Annotated in this window: 18 protein-coding genes; 9 read left to right on the top strand and 9 right to left on the bottom strand. The window is 59.6% G+C overall.

Features of this window, described 5'->3' with window-relative positions; all coding sequences use genetic code 11:
• Positions 1–114: 114 nt before the first annotated feature.
• The 7 genes from HKD24_RS08350 to HKD24_RS08320 all read right to left on the bottom strand — a co-directional run bounded on the left by HKD24_RS08350 (position 115) and on the right by HKD24_RS08320 (position 4350).
• Complete coding sequence (locus tag HKD24_RS08350) at positions 115–1038, bottom strand: bifunctional riboflavin kinase/FAD synthetase (RefSeq protein ID WP_194259880.1); 924 nt, start codon at positions 1036–1038, stop codon at positions 115–117.
• Complete coding sequence (mtnC, locus tag HKD24_RS08345; RefSeq protein WP_194259879.1) at positions 1035–1718, bottom strand: acireductone synthase; 684 nt, start codon at positions 1716–1718, stop codon at positions 1035–1037. Before mtnC ends, HKD24_RS08350 begins: the two co-directional genes overlap by 4 nt.
• Positions 1719–1727: 9 nt before the next feature.
• Positions 1728–2294 carry a 1,2-dihydroxy-3-keto-5-methylthiopentene dioxygenase gene (locus tag HKD24_RS08340; RefSeq protein WP_194259878.1) on the bottom strand — a complete coding sequence of 189 codons (567 nt, stop codon included), beginning with the start codon at positions 2292–2294 and terminating at the stop codon, positions 1728–1730.
• A gap of 2 nt (positions 2295–2296) precedes the next feature.
• Positions 2297–2920 (bottom strand): methylthioribulose 1-phosphate dehydratase, encoded by a 624-nt coding sequence (locus HKD24_RS08335; protein WP_407646361.1) that lies wholly within the window; start codon positions 2918–2920, stop codon positions 2297–2299.
• Positions 2920–3174: a twin-arginine translocase TatA/TatE family subunit gene (locus HKD24_RS08330; protein WP_062507617.1), complete on the bottom strand. Its 255-nt coding sequence runs from the start codon at positions 3172–3174 to the stop codon at positions 2920–2922. The genes HKD24_RS08335 and HKD24_RS08330 overlap by 1 nt, the downstream gene beginning before the upstream one ends.
• Before the next feature lie 70 nt (positions 3175–3244).
• Positions 3245–3730 carry a CHAP domain-containing protein gene (locus tag HKD24_RS08325; RefSeq protein WP_228124265.1) on the bottom strand — a complete coding sequence of 162 codons (486 nt, stop codon included), beginning with the start codon at positions 3728–3730 and terminating at the stop codon, positions 3245–3247.
• 5 nt (positions 3731–3735) lie between these two features.
• Positions 3736–4350, bottom strand: a complete 615-nt coding sequence (locus HKD24_RS08320) for a regulatory protein RecX (protein ID WP_194259877.1) — start codon at positions 4348–4350, stop codon at positions 3736–3738.
• Between the two features lie 66 nt (positions 4351–4416).
• Here HKD24_RS08320 and HKD24_RS08315 point away from each other — a divergent pair, with 66 nt between their 5' ends.
• The 9 genes from HKD24_RS08315 to HKD24_RS08275 all read left to right on the top strand — a co-directional run bounded on the left by HKD24_RS08315 (position 4417) and on the right by HKD24_RS08275 (position 15064).
• Positions 4417–5994 (top strand): D-aminopeptidase, encoded by a 1578-nt coding sequence (locus tag HKD24_RS08315; RefSeq protein WP_194259876.1) that lies wholly within the window; start codon positions 4417–4419, stop codon positions 5992–5994.
• Positions 5995–6162: 168 nt separating this feature from the next.
• On the top strand, positions 6163–7365 hold the full coding sequence (locus HKD24_RS08310) for an aspartate aminotransferase family protein (RefSeq protein ID WP_228124264.1): 1203 nt from the start codon (positions 6163–6165) through the stop codon (positions 7363–7365).
• Positions 7281–8336, top strand: coding sequence for an ornithine carbamoyltransferase (gene argF, locus HKD24_RS08305; RefSeq protein WP_407646360.1), 1056 nt, complete (start codon positions 7281–7283; stop codon positions 8334–8336). Before HKD24_RS08310 ends, argF begins: the two co-directional genes overlap by 85 nt.
• Positions 8336–9265 carry an Hsp33 family molecular chaperone HslO gene (gene hslO, locus HKD24_RS08300; RefSeq protein ID WP_194259873.1) on the top strand — a complete coding sequence of 310 codons (930 nt, stop codon included), beginning with the start codon at positions 8336–8338 and terminating at the stop codon, positions 9263–9265. Before argF ends, hslO begins: the two co-directional genes overlap by 1 nt.
• Positions 9262–10287: a hypothetical protein gene (locus HKD24_RS08295; RefSeq protein ID WP_194259872.1), complete on the top strand. Its 1026-nt coding sequence runs from the start codon at positions 9262–9264 to the stop codon at positions 10285–10287. The genes hslO and HKD24_RS08295 overlap by 4 nt, the downstream gene beginning before the upstream one ends.
• Before the next feature lie 19 nt (positions 10288–10306).
• Complete coding sequence (locus HKD24_RS08290; RefSeq protein WP_194259871.1) at positions 10307–11119, top strand: hypothetical protein; 813 nt, start codon at positions 10307–10309, stop codon at positions 11117–11119.
• 141 nt (positions 11120–11260) lie between these two features.
• A complete protein-coding gene (locus HKD24_RS08285) occupies positions 11261–11974 on the top strand; it encodes a gluconate 2-dehydrogenase subunit 3 family protein (RefSeq protein ID WP_322783298.1) in 714 nt (237 codons plus the stop codon).
• Position 11975: 1 nt separating this feature from the next.
• On the top strand, positions 11976–13754 hold the full coding sequence (locus HKD24_RS08280) for a GMC family oxidoreductase (protein ID WP_194259869.1): 1779 nt from the start codon (positions 11976–11978) through the stop codon (positions 13752–13754).
• Positions 13751–15064: a c-type cytochrome gene (locus HKD24_RS08275; protein ID WP_194259868.1), complete on the top strand. Its 1314-nt coding sequence runs from the start codon at positions 13751–13753 to the stop codon at positions 15062–15064. The genes HKD24_RS08280 and HKD24_RS08275 overlap by 4 nt, the downstream gene beginning before the upstream one ends.
• A gap of 8 nt (positions 15065–15072) precedes the next feature.
• On the opposite strand, the gene HKD24_RS08270 is transcribed toward HKD24_RS08275, so the two are convergent.
• Both HKD24_RS08270 and HKD24_RS08265 read right to left on the bottom strand, forming a co-directional pair.
• Positions 15073–16329 carry a glycine-rich domain-containing protein gene (locus HKD24_RS08270; RefSeq protein ID WP_194259867.1) on the bottom strand — a complete coding sequence of 419 codons (1257 nt, stop codon included), beginning with the start codon at positions 16327–16329 and terminating at the stop codon, positions 15073–15075.
• A complete protein-coding gene (locus HKD24_RS08265; protein WP_194259866.1) occupies positions 16329–17015 on the bottom strand; it encodes a hypothetical protein in 687 nt (228 codons plus the stop codon). Before HKD24_RS08265 ends, HKD24_RS08270 begins: the two co-directional genes overlap by 1 nt.
• Positions 17016–17018: the final 3 nt, after the last annotated feature.

Below are 17018 nucleotides of genomic sequence, written 5' to 3'. Positions count from 1 at the left end.
CTTTGTCTGATTGTGGCGAAAACGACACAGAACGACACAGAACGACATACGAAAAAACCCCTTCTCCGAGGGCGAAGAAGGGGTTCAGCAGAATTTGGAAATGAATGAAGGAATTCAGACGCCTAGAATGGCCCGCGCCTGCACGGCATCTGCTGCGATCTGCGCCTTGAGTTCGTCCAGACCGGAGAACTTCTTTTCCTCACGCAGAAGTGCGATCAGGGCGACGCTCAGGGTCTGGCCGTACAGGTCTTCATTGAAATCGAAGAGATGGACTTCGAGCCGGCTTTCCTGACCGTCATTGATTGTCGGGCGGCGGCCGATATTGGCGACGCCGGGAATGACGCGCCCATCCGGCAGCGTGACACGCGCGGCATAAACGCCGCGGGCGGGTTCGACATGCTGCGTCAGGGGGATGTTGGCGGTCGGGAAGCCAAGGAGGCGTCCGCGCTGGTCTCCGTGCATGACGGGGCCGGTGATGCTCCAGGGACGGCCGAGTTCCTGCGCCGCGCGTTGGGGATAGCCTTCCTGCAGCAGACGACGGATGCGGCTTGAGGAGATCGGACCGCCCTCATCGGAAAGCTGGGGCACGATGGTCAGCCCGATTCCATGGGGTGCCAGAAGGGTTTCAAGGCGCTCGATATTGCCCGTGCGACGGTGGCCAAACGCGAAATCTGCTCCGCAGGCCACATGCGCCACGCCAAGGCCATTGACCAGAACATCGTTCACGAACTGCTCGGCGCTCAGACGGGAAAACTCCGCATCGAACGGAATCTGGAAGACATGATCCACGCCCTGTTCACCAAGAGCAGCGGCACGGACATCCGGCAGCATCAGGCGGAACGGTGGATCCTGCGGGCGGAACAGCGTGCGGGGATGGGGATCGAACGTGACGACCGAAAGCGGGTGATCGGGACGGGCCATCCGCAGTGTGTCGAGCAGATGGACATGCCCGCGATGCACGCCATCGAAATTGCCCAGGGCCGCAACCGTATTACGGGCAGAGGCAGGAATATTGCGCCAGTCCGTATGCAGGATCATGCGACGGGCAGGCCGAACTGGGTGGAAACGGCGTTGAGGTCCGGTGCCTGCGGCACGCCCGGATGGGGGACGGTGCCATCCTGCTCGCGGACGAGCTGGCAGACAGTCAGGCCTGCTCTTTGAGCGGCGTCCAGTTCAGCGCCGATATCGGACAGGAACAGGATTTCGTCTGCAAGCAGACCGACAGCGGCTGTGATCTTTTCATAGGAGGCGGCGTCTTTTTTTCCTCCCGTTGAGAGGTCAAAGAAATCCTCGAACAGCGGCGTCAGATCACCCTGTTCGCTATGGCCGTAGAGCAGCTTCTGGGACGGGATGGATCCGGAGGAATAGACGGCCAGACGCAGGCCGCCTTTCGACCATGCTTCCAGAGCGGGCGGGACATCAGGGTAAAGATGTGCCTTAAGTGTGCCGTCCTCGAAGCCCTGACGCCAGGTCAGACCCTGAAGCGTCTTGAGGGGTGCGGCCTTCACGTCCGCCTTCATCCAGTCCTGACAGACCTTCAGCGGGTCCTGCCCCGGATGCTCCATGACGATATCCGCGCGGGCACCCACAACCGTCGGGTTTGTATGGTCCTGCAGCAGGGCCGGGAGGGCTTTCGCGGCATAGGGAAACATGACGTCCCGCACGAAAGAGATCGGCAGGGTTGTGCCCTCGATATCAAGCAGGACGAGACGGATCATGGGAGACTTTCAGGAGTTGCCGGAAGCTTCGGCAGGCACTTCGGCCGGGAAATGGTTGGCAATGTCATCGCCGGTATATTGCGCGATCCAGCCGGTCGTGTCGGTGAAGACGCGCAGGGCCACGACGTCCGGCGATGGCCCGGCGTCGAACCAGTGCGGGATGCCTGCGGGAACGGAAATCAGGTCACCTTCCGTGCACAGGACGGAATAGACGCGCCCACGGATATGCAGGACAAACGCCCCCTGTCCGTGCACGAAGAAGCGGACTTCATCTTCGCTATGGGTATGTTCGGACAGGAATTTTTTCCGAAGCTCCGGAAGGTTCGGTGTGGACGCGTTGATCCGCACCACGTCTGCGCTGCCAGCACCTGTCTCACCCATCAGGGTATCGAGATAGGGACGATAGGCCTCCAGCACCTCTTCCGCCGGCGCGTCGGGCGCCGGGGTGACCGGAGCAGACCAGCGGTCGAAACGGATGTTGTGGGGACGCAGGGTCTCTGCGATCTCGCCGGGCGTGGTGACGTCCAGCAGAATCGTATCGGGAGCATCGTCGCGATAGACGGTCAGACGGCTCATGGTCAGGCCTTCTTCTGCAGACGGGCCAGTTCGCAGGACAGCAGGAACTCGAGCCCTTCGAGACGGGCCAGGGCCGTGAACATGTCCTTGCCCCAGACATACACGCCATGGCCGCGGATCAGATAGCCGAGCCGCATGTGCGCCAGCTTCGGCGCGACGACCGTGGCCAGACGCGCGATGTCCTGATCGTTGTGGAACAGGGGCAGTTCGAGGCTGGTGTCGTGAGTCATCTGCCCCTCGAACACCTTGAGAACCTCGTAGCCCGCCAGCGTGATGGCGTCGGATGGTTCATCCATGGACAGGATGGTCGCAGCGACGGAGTGGCCATGCAATACGGCCCCGATCGCGGGATCATGCGCATAAAGCTGCGTGTGCAGGAGTGTTTCCGCGCTGGCACGGTTTGCGGGATCAACCGGAACGCCATCGGGGGTGATCTCGATAACGTCGCTATCCGTCAGGAAGCCTTTGTGGCCACCCGAGCGCGTGATCGCGATGCGGCCATCCGGCAGGCGGCAGGACAGGTTGCCTGCCGTAGCCGGCACCCAGCCACGCTGGTCCATCCGCTGGCCTGCCTGCACGATCTGGCGGCAGGCATTGCTCCAGCTTTCATCAACCCTGGTCTGCATCAGGCCTGGTTGCGGTGCGTTTCGCTGGTGGTCGTCTGGTTGTAGCCAGGATTCTGGTTCGGCGGCGAGATGTGACCCGGAGCCTGACCGGCTTCCGGCGCGCTCATGGATTCATCATCGGCCATGTTCTTCTTGAAGGACTTGATACCCTTCGCGAAGTCTCCCATCAGGCCGCTGATTTTGCCGCCGCCGCCAAACACGACGAGCAGGACGACCGCCAGGATCAGCCAGTGAACGGGGCTCATGCTGCCCATAATGTATTACTCCGAAAAGCCAAGGCCACCATCATGTGGCAAGGCTTGGGCGATTGTGCAAGCGTTCCTGTCAGGAAGCGTCGTCAATGTCCTGCGATGAAATGAACCCGTAGGTCGGATAGGCGCGCTTTCCGAGGCTGTGAACCGGTGCCCACCAGACCCGTACCAGCGTCCAGTCATTGCGGGCGGAAACATCCGTGACGGGCACGGCACGGTCAATGCGGCCGGGTTCCCAGTTGGCATGATCAACGAGAATCGTCCGATCCGAAATCTGCCGGCGCACGATGGAGACATGCCCGCTGGGGACGCGGGACGTCGCGCGGAAGACAAGCACCTCTCCGGGACGGGGTGCGTGGGTATGACCATAGCGTCCGATGGACTGTCGCCACCATGAGGCCGCAGTTCCGCTGAGTCTCAGGCCAGTCCGCTCCCGGACATAGGGAGCACATTGCAGCGGACCATTGAAGCTGGCACGGCTGTATTCATAGCGATTGCCGCAGGCCCCCAGGATCACGAGAAGACCAAGAGGCAGGAAGCGGAGAACGCGGGACATCATCACCGTCAGAGGCTACGGAAGGCGATGATGCGGTCTTCCGCCTCATCGGGGTCCATGTCGAGCACGCTCTGCGCGACATCGCGGGAGAAGCCATTGCGGGCGAAAACACCCAGCGCCTTGAGCGGGTCTTCTTCCTCCCGGTCCGGTCTCTGGAACGGACCGAGGCGGCGCTTGCGGGCCAGAACGAGGGCTGCGGCGAGTTCCGCATCCTGCGCGCTGCTGTCCGAGCGCTCACCGAGCGAGTCGTTGAGGGCTTCGCGGGTCGTGTCCTGATCCACGCCCTTGTTGGCGAGATGGGCTTCCACGGCACGACGGGAACGACCAGTCCGGGTCAGGCTGACGGCGCGATTGCGGGCATAGCCGGCATCGTCCACCGCACCGAGATCGGTCATGGATGCGACGATTCCGTCGATGGCGGGGCGGACAGCCGCAATAGTGGATTCGATGTCTTCGTTCGGCAGACCCGCCCGGGAGGCGCGCACGCCCCAGCGGCGCAGGCGACGGTCCAGCACCTGACGCAGGCCCTGTTCGGTTGTGGCGAAGCGAGCAAGATGCGCCAGCGCCGCTTCACGCAGGGACGCGGCATCCGGAACGGGTGGCGGGGCGGGACTGTCCTCCATAATGCTTCGGAGTATGCGGCGTGAAAGGCATTTACGGCAAGACGCCTTGGAGCCATCATTCCATCCATGAGCGATTCATTTTCTGCCCGTCTTGAAGCGGCCATCTCCGCCCTCCCTGCCCGCTTTCCCGGCCCCGGCGGGGCCGTGGCCGTTCTGAAGGACGGAGAGGTTCTGATCCGGCATGGCTGGGGCTATGCGAATGTGGAACGTCGCATCCCGTTCACACCGTCCACGCTGTTCCGCATGTGCTCCATCACCAAGCAGTTCACCTGCGGAACGCTGCTGGACCTGTATGACGATCCGTCCGAACTGGATGGGGATGTAGATGCGCGCCTGCCACAACTGGATGAACCCTCACCGGGGCTGCTGCATCTGGCGCATAACCAGTCGGGTCTGCGGGATTACTGGGCGGTGGCGATGCTTCATGGCGCGCCCATTGAAGGGTATTTCGGGGACCGGGAAGCCCGTCGCGTCATTGACGGGACACGGACGCTCCAGTTCCAGCCGGGTACGTCCTATTCCTATGTGAACCAGAATTTCCGGCTGATTTCCGACATTCTTCAGGACCGGACGGGACGCAGCTTCGCCGAACTGCTCCAGACGTCAATCTTCAATCCGGTCGGCATGGAACGGGCGATCCTTGCGGCCGAAACGCGCGCCATGCCGGATGGGACGGTCGGATATGAAGGGACCGTGGAGAGCGGATTCCGTCCGGCCATCAACAATGTGCTGTGGACGGGCGATGCCGGACTGGGGGCATCGCTCGATGACATGATCGCCTGGGAGCGGTTCATTGATGAAACCCGCGATGCTCCGGACAGTCTTTACCGCCGTCTGACCGTTCCGGTGACATTCAGCGACGGGCAGCCTGCACCTTATGGATTCGGCCTGCAGCGCAGCACGATGTTCGGCCGGGACGTGACGATGCACGGTGGCGCCCTCCGGGGCTGGCGGTCGCATCGTTTGCATGTCGCTTCGGAACGGCTGTCGGTTGTGGTGATGTTCAACCATATGAGCGCAGCGCAGGTCGCAGCGGCACAGATTCTGGCGGCAGCACTCGGCGTTCCTTACGAACCAGACCGCAGCACCCAGCAACCGACGGCACTCTATGGGACCTATCTGGAACGGGAAACGGGACTATCGGCCCGAGTCGAGCCTGCACCGGGCGGCGCAAAGCTGCGTTATCTGATGGTGCCGGAACTGCTGGAAGGGGTCTCAGACACGCGGGCTGAAGCAGGATCGGTTGTCGTAAGGGCACAGGATACTGCGGAAGGCACGGAAGCCCTGATGGAACGTCTGGGCGAGAACCGGACGGGTGTCCTGACGCGATGCGATGAAACGCCCGGTGAGGACATCGCCGAACTGGCCGGAATCTATCGCTGCGAGGAACTGGATGAGGCCGAAGTCACTATCGAACTGGCAGGTGGCGTGGTTTATGGCGGTTTCTCGGGGATTCTCGGAGACGGCCGGATGGAAATGCTCCAGCGTCTGGCACGGGATGTGTGGGTACTTCCCTGTCCGCGCGCACTGGATCATACGGCTCCTGGAGACTGGACGCTGGCGTTCGAGCGACAGGGCAGCAGCGTGGCCGCAGTGCGGGTCGGGTGCTGGCTGGCGCGGGATCTCGTGTATCAGCGCGTCTGACCCAGACCCCGCGCAGGGCAGTTATCCGGTCATGGGGTTTGACGGAACCCCTTTCCGCCCTTCACTATGCACAGGCGGATTTTGAAGCCCTGCTCCGGGCAACCAGAGCAGGGTTTTGCGATTCCGCAACAACCGTTTCGTTCTCAACCAGATATTCAGAGATCCATCATGATCCCCGCGCTGATGCCGAATTACAAACGTGCCGACCTTGCTTTCGAGCAGGGCGAAGGCGTCTGGCTGACGGCGACGAACGGGCGACGATATCTGGATTTCGGGGCCGGCATCGCCGTGTCCTCGCTGGGACATGCCCATCCGAAACTGGTGAAGGCCATTTCGGATCAGGCCGCAAAGGTCATGCATGTCTCGAACCTGTACCGAGTGCCCCAGGCTGAAAAGCTGGCACAGCTTCTGGTACAGAACACGTTTGCGGACTCGGTGCTGTTCTGCAATTCGGGCGCCGAGGCCAACGAGGCCATGGTCAAGATGATCCGGCGCGCCCAGTTCGAGAACAGCCATCCGGAACGCACGCATATCCTGTGCTTCAACGGCGCCTTCCACGGACGGACGCTGGGCATGATTTCGGCCACTGGTAATCCGGCCTATCAGAAAGGGTTCGGGCCGGTCGTGGCCGGTTTCGACCATGCGCCGTTCAACAACACCAACACGCTGCGTGAGGCCATCACACCTGAAACGGCTGGTATCGTCGTCGAGCCGGTCCAGGGTGAGAGCGGCATCAAGCCGGCCACTCAGGAATTCATGTCGGCCCTCCGCACCGCCTGTGACGAATACGGCCTCTATCTGGGCTTCGATGAGGTCCAGACCGGCGTGGGCCGTACGGGACGCCTGTTTGCCCATGAACTTTATGACGTGAAGCCGGATGTCATTTCCGTGGCCAAGGGCATTGGCGGCGGCTTCCCGCTCGGCGCTGTTCTGGCGACCGAAGAGGTGGCCAAGCATCTGACGCCGGGCTCTCACGGCACGACCTATGGCGGCAATCCGCTGGCCTGCTCGGCGGGTCTTGCAGTGCTGGAGGAAGTTCTCAGCCCCGGTTTTCTCGAACATGTGCGGACCGTCGGTAGCGCCTTTGGTACCATGCTTGAGGATGTCGTGAAGCGCTCTGGGGGTGTTTTCGACAGCGTGCGTGGAGTCGGGCTGATGCGTGGACTGCACTGCGTCCCGCCGGTCGCCGATGTCATGGCGGCAATTCTGGATCAGGATCTTCTGGCTGTGGGCGCAGGAGACAATGTCCTGCGGCTCGTGCCGCCCCTGATCGTCACGGAAGCCGAGTGCCGCGAGGCGTGCGAGCGGCTCATCCGGGCTGCCGCTGCCCTGAACGCACAGACCACAAAGACCCAGGAGAACGCCTCGTGAGCGCAGCAACTGCAAGTCGCACGACCGCCACGGATCAGCAGGCGCCCCGGCATTTTCTCGATCTGCGCGATTTTACGCCTGAGGTTATCCGGCAAATCATCGACCTGTCCGCAAAGGTCAAGGCGATGCAGAACGGCCGTCGCCAACCGCTGCATCCGGATCGCCCGCTGGAAGGACGAAGCCTCGGCCTGATCCTCGCCCAGCCTTCGACGCGCACCCGCGTGTCGTTCGAGGTCGGGATGGGACAGCTTGGCGGGTCGGTTTCGGTCCTCTCGCCGGGCGACATGCAGCTTGGCCGGGGCGAGACCGTGGCGGACACCGCCCGCGTGTTGTCGCGTTTTCTGGACGTGATCGTGCTGCGGACCGGCAATGACGCCAATCTGCGCGAACTGGCAAAATGGAGTTCGGTGCCGGTCATCAACGGCCTGACGCCTGTCTCCCATCCGATCCAGATCCTGGCGGACGTCCTGACGTTCGAGGAACATCGCGGTCCGATCCGTGAGAAAACGCTGGCCTGGATTGGTGACGGCAACAATGTCGCCACCTCACTGATGGAAGGTGCGGCTCTTCTGGGCTTCAATGTCCGTCTGGCCACGCCGGAGAGCTTCTCTCCCAACCCCGAGGCGGTAGAATGGGCCCGTGCCCATGGCGCGACAATCGAGGTCTTCCGTGATCCGGCCGAAGCGGTTGCCGGCGCCGATGCCGTCCTGACCGATACCTGGGTCAGCATGGGGGACAAGGACCGCGAAAGACGGCTCAAGGTGTTCCAGCCCTATCAGGTCGATACGGCCCTGATGGCGAAAGCTGCGCCTGATGCCCTGTTCCTGCACTGTCTGCCTGCCCATATCGGAGAGGAAGTGACGTCCGAAGTCTTTGAAGGCCCGGCGTCCGTTGTCTTTGATGAGGCGGAAAACCGCCTGCACACGCAGAAGGGCCTGCTGCTCTGGGCCCTTGGGAGAGAAAACGGGTGATGGATACACCACCATTCCTCGACACGAATCGTCCTGACGTTCCGAACATGGTCGTCTCCGGCGGGGTGATGCCGTTCTATCTGGAACGCTCACCTGTCCGGGGCCGTCTGGTCCGGCTTGGGCCGCTGGCTGATGCCATCCTGTCCCGTCATGACAATCCTGATGCCGTTTCCCGGCTGGGAGGCGAGGCTCTGGCGCTGGTGGCCGCCATGGTCTCGGCCCTGAAGTTCAAGGGAGCCTTTTCCCTGCAGATCAAGGGGGATGGACCGGTCTCCATGCTTGTTGCAGACGCAACGGATAGTGGAGATCTGCGGTTCTTTGCGCGTCTGCGCGAAGATGCTGACCGGAATGCACTGCCTGAGGCCGCCAAGGAGCTTCTGGGTGACGGCTATATGGCCTTCACCATTGATCAGGGGCCGGACATGGACCGGCATCAGGGCATTGTTGATCTGACCGGCACGGCGCTTGCCGAAATGGCGATGCACTATTTCCGCACCAGCGAACAGCATGACTGCTGGATCCGGCTGTTCTGTGCGAAATCGGCAGATGGCTGGAAGGCCGGAGCGCTGGTTCTGGAACGGATTGCGGCCGAAGGCGGGATCGAGGCGACCGAGCAGGATGAAGATGCCTGGGAAACCGCCTGCACTCTGGCGGAGACGGTCACGGAGCAGGAAGTTCTTGATCCGGAGCTTTCGAACGAGCAGCTGATTCATCGGCTTTTCGGTACGCTGGATGTTCGTCTAGGTACCCCGCGCGCGCTGGCCTATGGTTGCCGATGCAACCGGGCAAGGCTGGCATCCGTTCTGGAAACATTCCCGGATGACGATCTTGACCATATGGTCGAGAACGGGGCCATTACGATGAACTGTGAGTTCTGTAATGTGGGCTTCCGCTTTACGCGTGATGAACTTGGAGAACGGTCTGAATGACGCTGACACTGCTTGATGGCGTAAAGCTCGATGGCTTTCCGGTCGAGCAGCTTTATCCCGGCTGGGTTCCTGTCAGCCGCATCCCGGTTGTGAACGATTTCAGTGTCGTCGTTTTTGGCGAAGACAGCAGCGGGCGACAGGCCTGCTGGTGGCTTGAAGGCGAAAATTACAGCGCAAGCCATATCTTAGCGCTGCATGAATCTGTCCGACGGCGTCTTCTGACAGCCATGGACTATGTTTTCTGGCCCTTGGCGACAGGTGTTCTGGGAGCGCCTCTTCCCGAGCAGGCGCCCGTGTCCTGTGAACACCTGCCTGAAATCGCTGTCAACGAGATGTCGGGCCCCTGGCTGGAAGGGTATGCACCTCATACACTTCTGCTGCCTTCAGGTCATGCGGACAGCGGAGAAGCCTTGTCGTGTCCGAACGGTCGCCAGATCGGTGAGAACCGGATAACCGCTCTGCTGTCCGCCCAGCGGGGCTCCGGGCCACTGATTGTTTCGTCGCCCTTTACGGCACTGCCTCTTCTGGCCCAGATCACATTCCAGACGGGGCCGCTGAGTGTCAGTCGTTTTCAGGACGGTGATACGGTCTTCTATCTGATCTGGAACGAAAACCTCCCTGCGCTTCGTTCATCCTTTTATTATCCTGACGGTCCACTTCTGATCAGCGATGATCCCGGCGCAGCAATAATTCCGGGGCTGATCCTGGGTTGGTACGCACGCCATCCTGAACATGCGGCTCTCATTCGTGAGGCGCGGCCGTTCAAGGCTGAGGATTTCGGCCTTGGACAGGCATCAGGCCTGCGTCAGAAAGAGCCAGCGGAAAATACACCGGCATCTGGGGTTGAAACGGTTTCTCCCTCCAGAATCAGGGACGAGCGTGCTGAGGTAACACCTGAGCCCGAAACAAGTCGGACAAGTCCTTCTTCACCTCAGGCCGAACAACCGACTTCCGCTTCGGCCTCTCAGACGTCTAAACAGGGACTTAAGAGCCGGCTCAAGTCCCTTTTCGGTCGGCTGTAACGTCTTCAGGAGACAGGATATGCGCGTACGTTACTGGACTGGTCTGGGTGCTCTGGCGTTGTCCCTTGGCGTAGCCGCATGTTCTGACGGGAACGGGAACCAGACCTTTCCCCCGCTCGATTACAGCTATCTTTCACAGATTCATCTGAATGTAGCCTCCATCGACGTGCAGGACGAAGCTCCTGCCGCGCCGGATTCACTTTCAGCCAAGGCGCCGACTACTCCCGATGAAGCTTTGAAGGCTATGGCCAGTCAGCGCCTGATTGCCAGCGGCAGTTCTGGCAAAGCCGATTTCATCATTAAGCAGGCCTATCTGAACCGGGCAGGCGACAATGCTGTGACGGGAGCGATGGATGTGCAGTTGAATATCGCGGATGCCGGAAACCAGCATACCGGCTTCGTTCATGCCCGTATCACGCGCAAGCTCGATACAGGTGACCGTGATCCGACATCCCGCAAGGAACTCTACGCTCTGACCAGCCAGATGATGCAGGATATGAACGTGGAGCTGGAATTCCAGATCCGCAAGAAGCTGATGTCGTGGATGACGGATGCAACTGGTACACCTCTCGTCAATGGCGGTATCCAGCAGCAGACACTTGGAGCGCCGGGAACAGAGCCAGTGCCCGCCCCTACTGCAACAACGCCCACTGCACCTGCTGCTCCAACCGCTCCCGAAAAAACAGTGACACCGGTAGCCGCTGCGAGCGGACCGGATGCCATTTTTCCGACAGGAGCAGATAGCGAAACAACAGCGGCTCCCGTTACCCAGCATTCTCCCCAGCCTGGAACGTTACAACTTCCGTCAACGACCGGCACCGCAACGCACTGAGTTTACATCTCTCGTCATGTTGTGATGAGCACGACGCTGGAAGTCCGGGCCTGTCTTCGATAGGGGACAGGGATCTGGATTTTGTAAAGCATCCATTTTCAGATTTTCTGTGATTTTTGGTTCTATTTTCCGGAGAGACCTGTGCCACCCATGGAACTGACACTGAACCGTCCGCTCCGCCGCAGTTTCATGAAAGGGCTTCTGGGAACCACATCATTCTGGATGGCTGCAGGAAGTACCCAGTGGGCCGAAGCTCTGGCGGCGGAAACGGCAGCTCAGTCCTATCAGCCCGCCTTCTTTGATATGAAGGAATACCAGTTTCTGGAAGCGGCCAGCGACCGTCTCTTCCCTTCCGATCATAACAGTCCGGGCGGTAAGGCACTGGGTGTGGCCGAATTCATCGACCGACAGATGCAGACCCCTTATGGACATGGGGAAAACTGGTATATGTCCGGTCCGTTCCAGCAGGGACCTGCCAATCTTGGCTATCAGCTTCCATTCGTTCCGCGCGACCTCTATCGCAAAGGTATTGCTGGCGTCGAAACTTATGCTAGACAGCACTACGGCAAGGAGTTTGCAGCCCTTGCGGCCGTACAGCAGGATGAAATCCTGACTGTGCTGGAAGGGGGATCCGTCCAGCTCGGCGAAATTCCGGGACGCGTGTTTTTCGAACAGCTCCGGACCAATACCCTTGAAGGCGTGTTTGCCGACCCTCTTTATGGTGGCAACCGGGGCCTCGCAGGCTGGGTCATGCTCGGCTTTCCAGGAGCCAGAGCGGATTTCATGGACTGGGTAAACCAGGAAGGTGCGCCCTACCCTATCGGACCGGTCTCCATTTCGGGGGAGACCGCGTAAAATGGGCAAAAAGCATGTCGATGCCATTATCGTGGGGGCTGGCTGGGCTGGCGCGATCCTCGCCAAGGAACTGACCGAAGCAGGGCTCTCCGTGGTCATGCTCGAGCGTGGCGCCGAAAGGACGACACAGATCGAAGGTGCCTATCCGGATTCGATTGATGAACTCCGCGGCGCTGTGCGCAAACGCCTTTTCCAGAACCTGTCCCAGTCCACGGTGACCATCCGCAATACCATGGACCAGACGGCTCTACCTTACCGGCAACTATCAGCGTTCCTGCCCGGTGAAGGCGTAGGAGGGGCTGGGCTTCACTGGTCGGGCGTCCATTTCCGCGTTGCGCCTGAAGATCTGAGACTGCGCAGTTCCGTGGTCGAACGCTATGGCGAGAAATTCATTCCCGAAGGGATGAACCTGCAGGACTATGGTGTCACCTATGAAGATCTGGAGCCCTTTTTCGACAAGGCAGAAAAAGTGTTCGGCACATCGGGCGAAGCCTACAAGGTTCAGGGAAAAATCGTCGGAAACGGAAATGTTTTTTCTCCGGATCGTTCCAGCGATTTTCCATTGCCAGTAATGAAGGATACTTTCTCGGCGTCGATTTTCCGCGATGCGGCTAAAAATGCGGGATATCATCCTTACGCACTTCCCGCCGCCAACGCATCGCGCCAGTACACGAACACCTATGGCTGCCAGATGGGACCATGCAATTTTTGCGGATATTGCAGCGGGTATGACTGCTACCTGTATTCCAAGGCCTCACCCAACGTAAATATCCTGCCCGCATTACGGCAGGATCCGAGATTTTCCCTTATCCCAAATGCTCATGTTCTTCGCGTCGATCTCGATAGTACGAAAACAAAGGCGACCGGTGTCACTTATCTGGACACCAAGACCCGGAAGGAAACGTCACTTTCCGCCGATCTGGTCATTCTGGGAGCATTCCAGTTCAATAATGTTCATCTGATGCTGGTTTCCGGTATCGGCAAACCTTATGATCCTGTCAGCAACACGGGGACGGTCGGACGCAATTTCGTCTACCAGACCATCACGTCCTCACGCGTCTGGCTTCCTTCCTCAACTTATACCAATCAGTTTGTTGGGGCAGGTGGTGCCGGCGTTGCCATTGACGATTTCAACAGCATGAACTTTGACCACGGACCACTTGGTTTTGTGGGAGGCTCCCCTGTCTGGGTCAATCAGGCCGGAATGAAGCCGATCGCTGCTGCAACCGGTGCCGGAGGCGGAGGCACACCACGCTGGGGTTCTGCCTATAAGGACGCCCTGATCAATACCTACAAGCATTCGCTGGGTATTGATGCACATGGCAGCAACATGGCGTATCGGGACGTCTATCTGGACCTCGATCCCACCTGGAAAGACGCCTACGGACAACCGCTGCTTCGCATGACCTTCACCTGGAAGGACAACGATATCCGCATGAACCAGTATGTCGTCAGCAAAATTGAACCCGTCGCACGCGCCATGGGTGCGACAAAAATGAATCTGGTTCACCTCAATCCGGGTCAACCTTTTGACACCCGCAAATATCAGACCACCCATCTGGGCGGAGGCGCCATCATGGGAGAAAATCCCCAGACCAGCGCGCTGAACCGCTATCTCCAGAGCTGGGACGTCTCAAACGTCTTCGTCATTGGATCAAACGCGTTTCCGCAGGGCATGGGGTATAACCCAACAGGAATGGTCGCCGCTCTTGCATACTGGGCTGCACACCATATTCGTACGACCTATCTGAAATCCCCTGGCCCGCTGGTGCAGGCATGAAATGGCCTCTGCTTGCGGTATGCATCCTCGGGAGCAGTCTGGCTGGAAACGCCGTAGCGCAGGATGCTGATAACGCCACTTTAGAAAAAGGACGTTATCTAGCCGCGGCTTCAGATTGCGCAGCCTGCCATTCAGCACACGGAAAACCAGAATATTCTGGTGGAATTTCATTCTCCCTGCCTATGGGAAAAATCTATTCCACCAACATCACACCAGATGCGGACCATGGAATCGGTCATTATACGGAAGCCCAGTTTGGAAGAGCCTTGCGTGAAGGCGTGCGTCGTGATGGCTCAACGCTTTACCCCGCCATGCCCTTTCCATCCTATGCGCGTCTGACGGACAGCGATATCCACGCCCTGTTTGTCTATTTTCGGAAAGGCGTCAAACCAGCACCTATTTCTCCCCCGAAGAACGGGATTGTTTGGCCACTCTCCATCCGCTGGCCGCTGACTTTCTGGCGCTTGGCTTTTGCCCCTACTCCCACAAAAGCCATCCCCAAAACCTCGGGAGAATTTACTGATCCCGAGCTTGCCCGCGGTGCCTATCTCGTAGAAGGTCCAGCCCATTGCGGGGCCTGTCATTCCCCCCGCGCTATCACAATGCAGGAAAAGGCACTCACAGCGACAGATGGAAGTCTTTACCTCGCCGGTGGTGCCATGGTGGATGGGTGGACGCCCCCATCACTCCGGCAGGAAAACCGTACTGGACTGGGCCGCTGGAGCGAGGATGACATCGTATCTTTCCTCAAAACCGGCCGTGCAGCAACCGGTAGTGTTTTCGGATCTATGACATCCGCCGTGCTGCATGGAACACAGAAACTGACGGATGATGACCTGCATGCCATCGCTCATTATCTCAAGAGTCTGAAAGCTGCCGATCAGACCCAGAAACCATGGACCTATGACTCCACGATAACCGATCAGCTTCACAAGGCAGATCTCTCATATCGGGGTGCACGCATCTATGTCGATCGCTGCGCGGCATGTCATCGCACTGATGGGAAAGGCTATCCTTCCGTCTTTCCGCCTCTCGCCGGCAACCCTGTCATGATGCAGGATGATCCCGTTTCCCTCATCCACATCACCCAGAGCGGTGCAACTCTCCCCCCGATGACAGCAGCGCCATCATCCATCGTCATGCCAGCGTTCAAACACAAACTGACGGATGAACAGATCGCTGATGTCGTGACATTCATTCGCCATGCCTGGGGCAACAATGCTTCCCCGGTTTCGACAGAGGACGTGAAACGGCTCAGCAAAAGCATGCCTCCTCCAGACATGGCGGATGACGCACTTTCGCTGAACTGAGTTTGTCTTCAGGGGAGGAAACGATACAGGATACAGCCTTGATATCCCGAGCCACCACTGGAAGCCGTTCCATCAGTCGTTGCTGAATAGGAACCGCCTCCACCTGCGCCATAGCGTGTGGCGTTCCGGCCCCCCTGATTGCCGCAACGCCCTGCGCCACCCCATGGACCATCACCGCCATAGCCGGAGAACGTATAGGCATTGCACTGCCCGTCGCCGCCGGAAGTTCCGCTCTGGTTCCAGACCGTTCCACCAGACGCATTCCCGCCAACACCACCGGCTGAGCCGGTTGTGGAATAGAACGTTCCGCCCTGACCGCCTTCAGCCTGCAAGAGTGTCTGTCCATTGTAACTTACAAGGGACGTCCCACCAGTCTGCTCGGATGCACCGCCGTTTCCAACAGTAATGGCAAGACCATTTCCCTGGGTCGGGCTGACAGCATAAATGCCCCAGGCATCTCCGCCGCCGCCACCACCCGCGCCTGAAAACGAACCGGTTGTCGTCATGGCCTGCGAGGCTGCCCCGCCGCCGCCGCCGCCAATAGCGCGCAGTTCCACCCTGGATGCCCAGGCCGGAACAGGAACCGAGCCATTCCCGGTCACAAGCGTCATGGGTTCCGTGGATGCCTTGAGGAGTGCCTGGGTTGCCAGCTCGGGAATGGTCGGCCAGAAAACCTGTCCCGGCTGAACCGTCACACCCGCGAGACTGCTGGCCCCCTGTGGGACCGCAATCGTATAAAGTGCGACAACATGTCCTCCTGCCGGAGTTGCTGGAGGATTGGTAGCCACGACCAGCGTGATGATACCCGATCGCCGGACAGGGAGCGCCCCACCGGAGTTCTGGATACCGGCCTGTGTCTGAGACGGATTGCTGGCATTGAAGAATGGCAGCACCGTCGGATCAGCGTCCTGTTCGGAACAGATGGCATAAACCGTATAGGTATTCCCCGTCCCGGGCATCGTGACAGTCTGCGCCGCAGTGCTACAGTACTGGCATGTCAGAGCGGTCGTATCCGCACCGAGCCCCCCGCCATTTCCGCCAATAGTCGAAACATCCATGACGCCTGGCGCCACGATCGACCCCGCATAAACTGTCAGGCTCAGATCACTGACAGACGCGGCATATCCCAGTCCGGAGGCTGCCGTGACGTTCGGGCCATAAAGCATTGATGCCAGGTTTCCGAGCGCAGCCTTGGTGTAACGCCCTGCACGCAGAAGATCCGTATCAAGCGGGATCGATCCCGCATAAACGATTGCCCGATCCATTAACTTTTCACCTTGATCCAGCCGGTAACGCCCATGGCCGCCGTCTGGTCGACAGCACGGCAGACTGCTGCCAGATCCGCAGCTTTTCCCAACTGTGTTTCTACAAAAAACTGGCCACCCTGAAGGCTGCCATAGCGCAGACCGGTTGCCCCATAACCATATCCCCCGCCCATGGCTGGAGACGAGGCACAGGCAAGAGCATGACAGTCAGCGGCGTTCAGTGTCTCAATGATCACCGGCTGAACACCGGTTGCCGCCACGATCGCGTTTGTCACGGCCTGACGTGTATTGCGTTCGGCGAACAGGGACGTCCTGATCCGATTTCGATAGACACCATCCGTCTCGGACGTCTGTCGCACCAGACCGCTTTCGCCAAAATAGTCATTGGCGGCCATATCCAGAAACGCACCGCTCATCATCGAAAGACGCATCTGCTGCGAGCATTCCAGCATCAACTGCCAGATCCCGGCCAGAACAGCTCCAAACCCCTTCAGAAGAGCCGCCAGTACCGGTGCAGCCTCTTCATCCAGTCCCTGAGGCTCGGGCGGAAACCATCCCTTCGGCAACAGTCGCCTCAAGCGGCCTGCAAAATCCTCTGCCGAGCCCGGCGCCGGGTCTGTATCGAACAGGATACTTCCATCCGATGCCCGGAGAATATTCCGCTCTTCATCATAAAGAATACCCATGCC

The sequence above is a fragment of the Gluconobacter vitians genome, from assembly GCF_015244565.1.
Lineage (GTDB): Bacteria > Pseudomonadota > Alphaproteobacteria > Acetobacterales > Acetobacteraceae > Gluconobacter > Gluconobacter vitians.
This window is presented reverse-complemented; position numbering and strand designations above follow the sequence as displayed.

Excerpts from the sequence above, each read along its gene's own strand:
- HKD24_RS08290 (WP_194259871.1), top strand. The coding sequence starts at position 10,307 with ATGCGCGTACGTTACTGGACTGGTCTGGGTGCTCTGGCGTTGTCCCTT.
- HKD24_RS08315 (WP_194259876.1), top strand. The coding sequence starts at position 4,417 with ATGAGCGATTCATTTTCTGCCCGTCTTGAAGCGGCCATCTCCGCCCTC.
- HKD24_RS08310 (WP_228124264.1), top strand. The coding sequence starts at position 6,163 with ATGATCCCCGCGCTGATGCCGAATTACAAACGTGCCGACCTTGCTTTC.
- HKD24_RS08265 (WP_194259866.1), bottom strand. The coding sequence starts at position 17,015 with ATGGGTATTCTTTATGATGAAGAGCGGAATATTCTCCGGGCATCGGAT.
- HKD24_RS08270 (WP_194259867.1), bottom strand. The coding sequence starts at position 16,329 with ATGGATCGGGCAATCGTTTATGCGGGATCGATCCCGCTTGATACGGAT.
- HKD24_RS08320 (WP_194259877.1), bottom strand. The coding sequence starts at position 4,350 with ATGGAGGACAGTCCCGCCCCGCCACCCGTTCCGGATGCCGCGTCCCTG.
- HKD24_RS08330 (WP_062507617.1), bottom strand. The coding sequence starts at position 3,174 with ATGGGCAGCATGAGCCCCGTTCACTGGCTGATCCTGGCGGTCGTCCTG.
- HKD24_RS08335 (WP_407646361.1), bottom strand. The coding sequence starts at position 2,920 with ATGCAGACCAGGGTTGATGAAAGCTGGAGCAATGCCTGCCGCCAGATC.
- hslO (WP_194259873.1), top strand. The coding sequence starts at position 8,336 with ATGGATACACCACCATTCCTCGACACGAATCGTCCTGACGTTCCGAAC.
- HKD24_RS08275 (WP_194259868.1), top strand. The coding sequence starts at position 13,751 with ATGAAATGGCCTCTGCTTGCGGTATGCATCCTCGGGAGCAGTCTGGCT.
- HKD24_RS08350 (WP_194259880.1), bottom strand. The coding sequence starts at position 1,038 with ATGATCCTGCATACGGACTGGCGCAATATTCCTGCCTCTGCCCGTAAT.
- HKD24_RS08280 (WP_194259869.1), top strand. The coding sequence starts at position 11,976 with ATGGGCAAAAAGCATGTCGATGCCATTATCGTGGGGGCTGGCTGGGCT.
- mtnC (WP_194259879.1), bottom strand. The coding sequence starts at position 1,718 with ATGATCCGTCTCGTCCTGCTTGATATCGAGGGCACAACCCTGCCGATC.
- HKD24_RS08295 (WP_194259872.1), top strand. The coding sequence starts at position 9,262 with ATGACGCTGACACTGCTTGATGGCGTAAAGCTCGATGGCTTTCCGGTC.
- HKD24_RS08340 (WP_194259878.1), bottom strand. The coding sequence starts at position 2,294 with ATGAGCCGTCTGACCGTCTATCGCGACGATGCTCCCGATACGATTCTG.
- HKD24_RS08325 (WP_228124265.1), bottom strand. The coding sequence starts at position 3,730 with ATGATGTCCCGCGTTCTCCGCTTCCTGCCTCTTGGTCTTCTCGTGATC.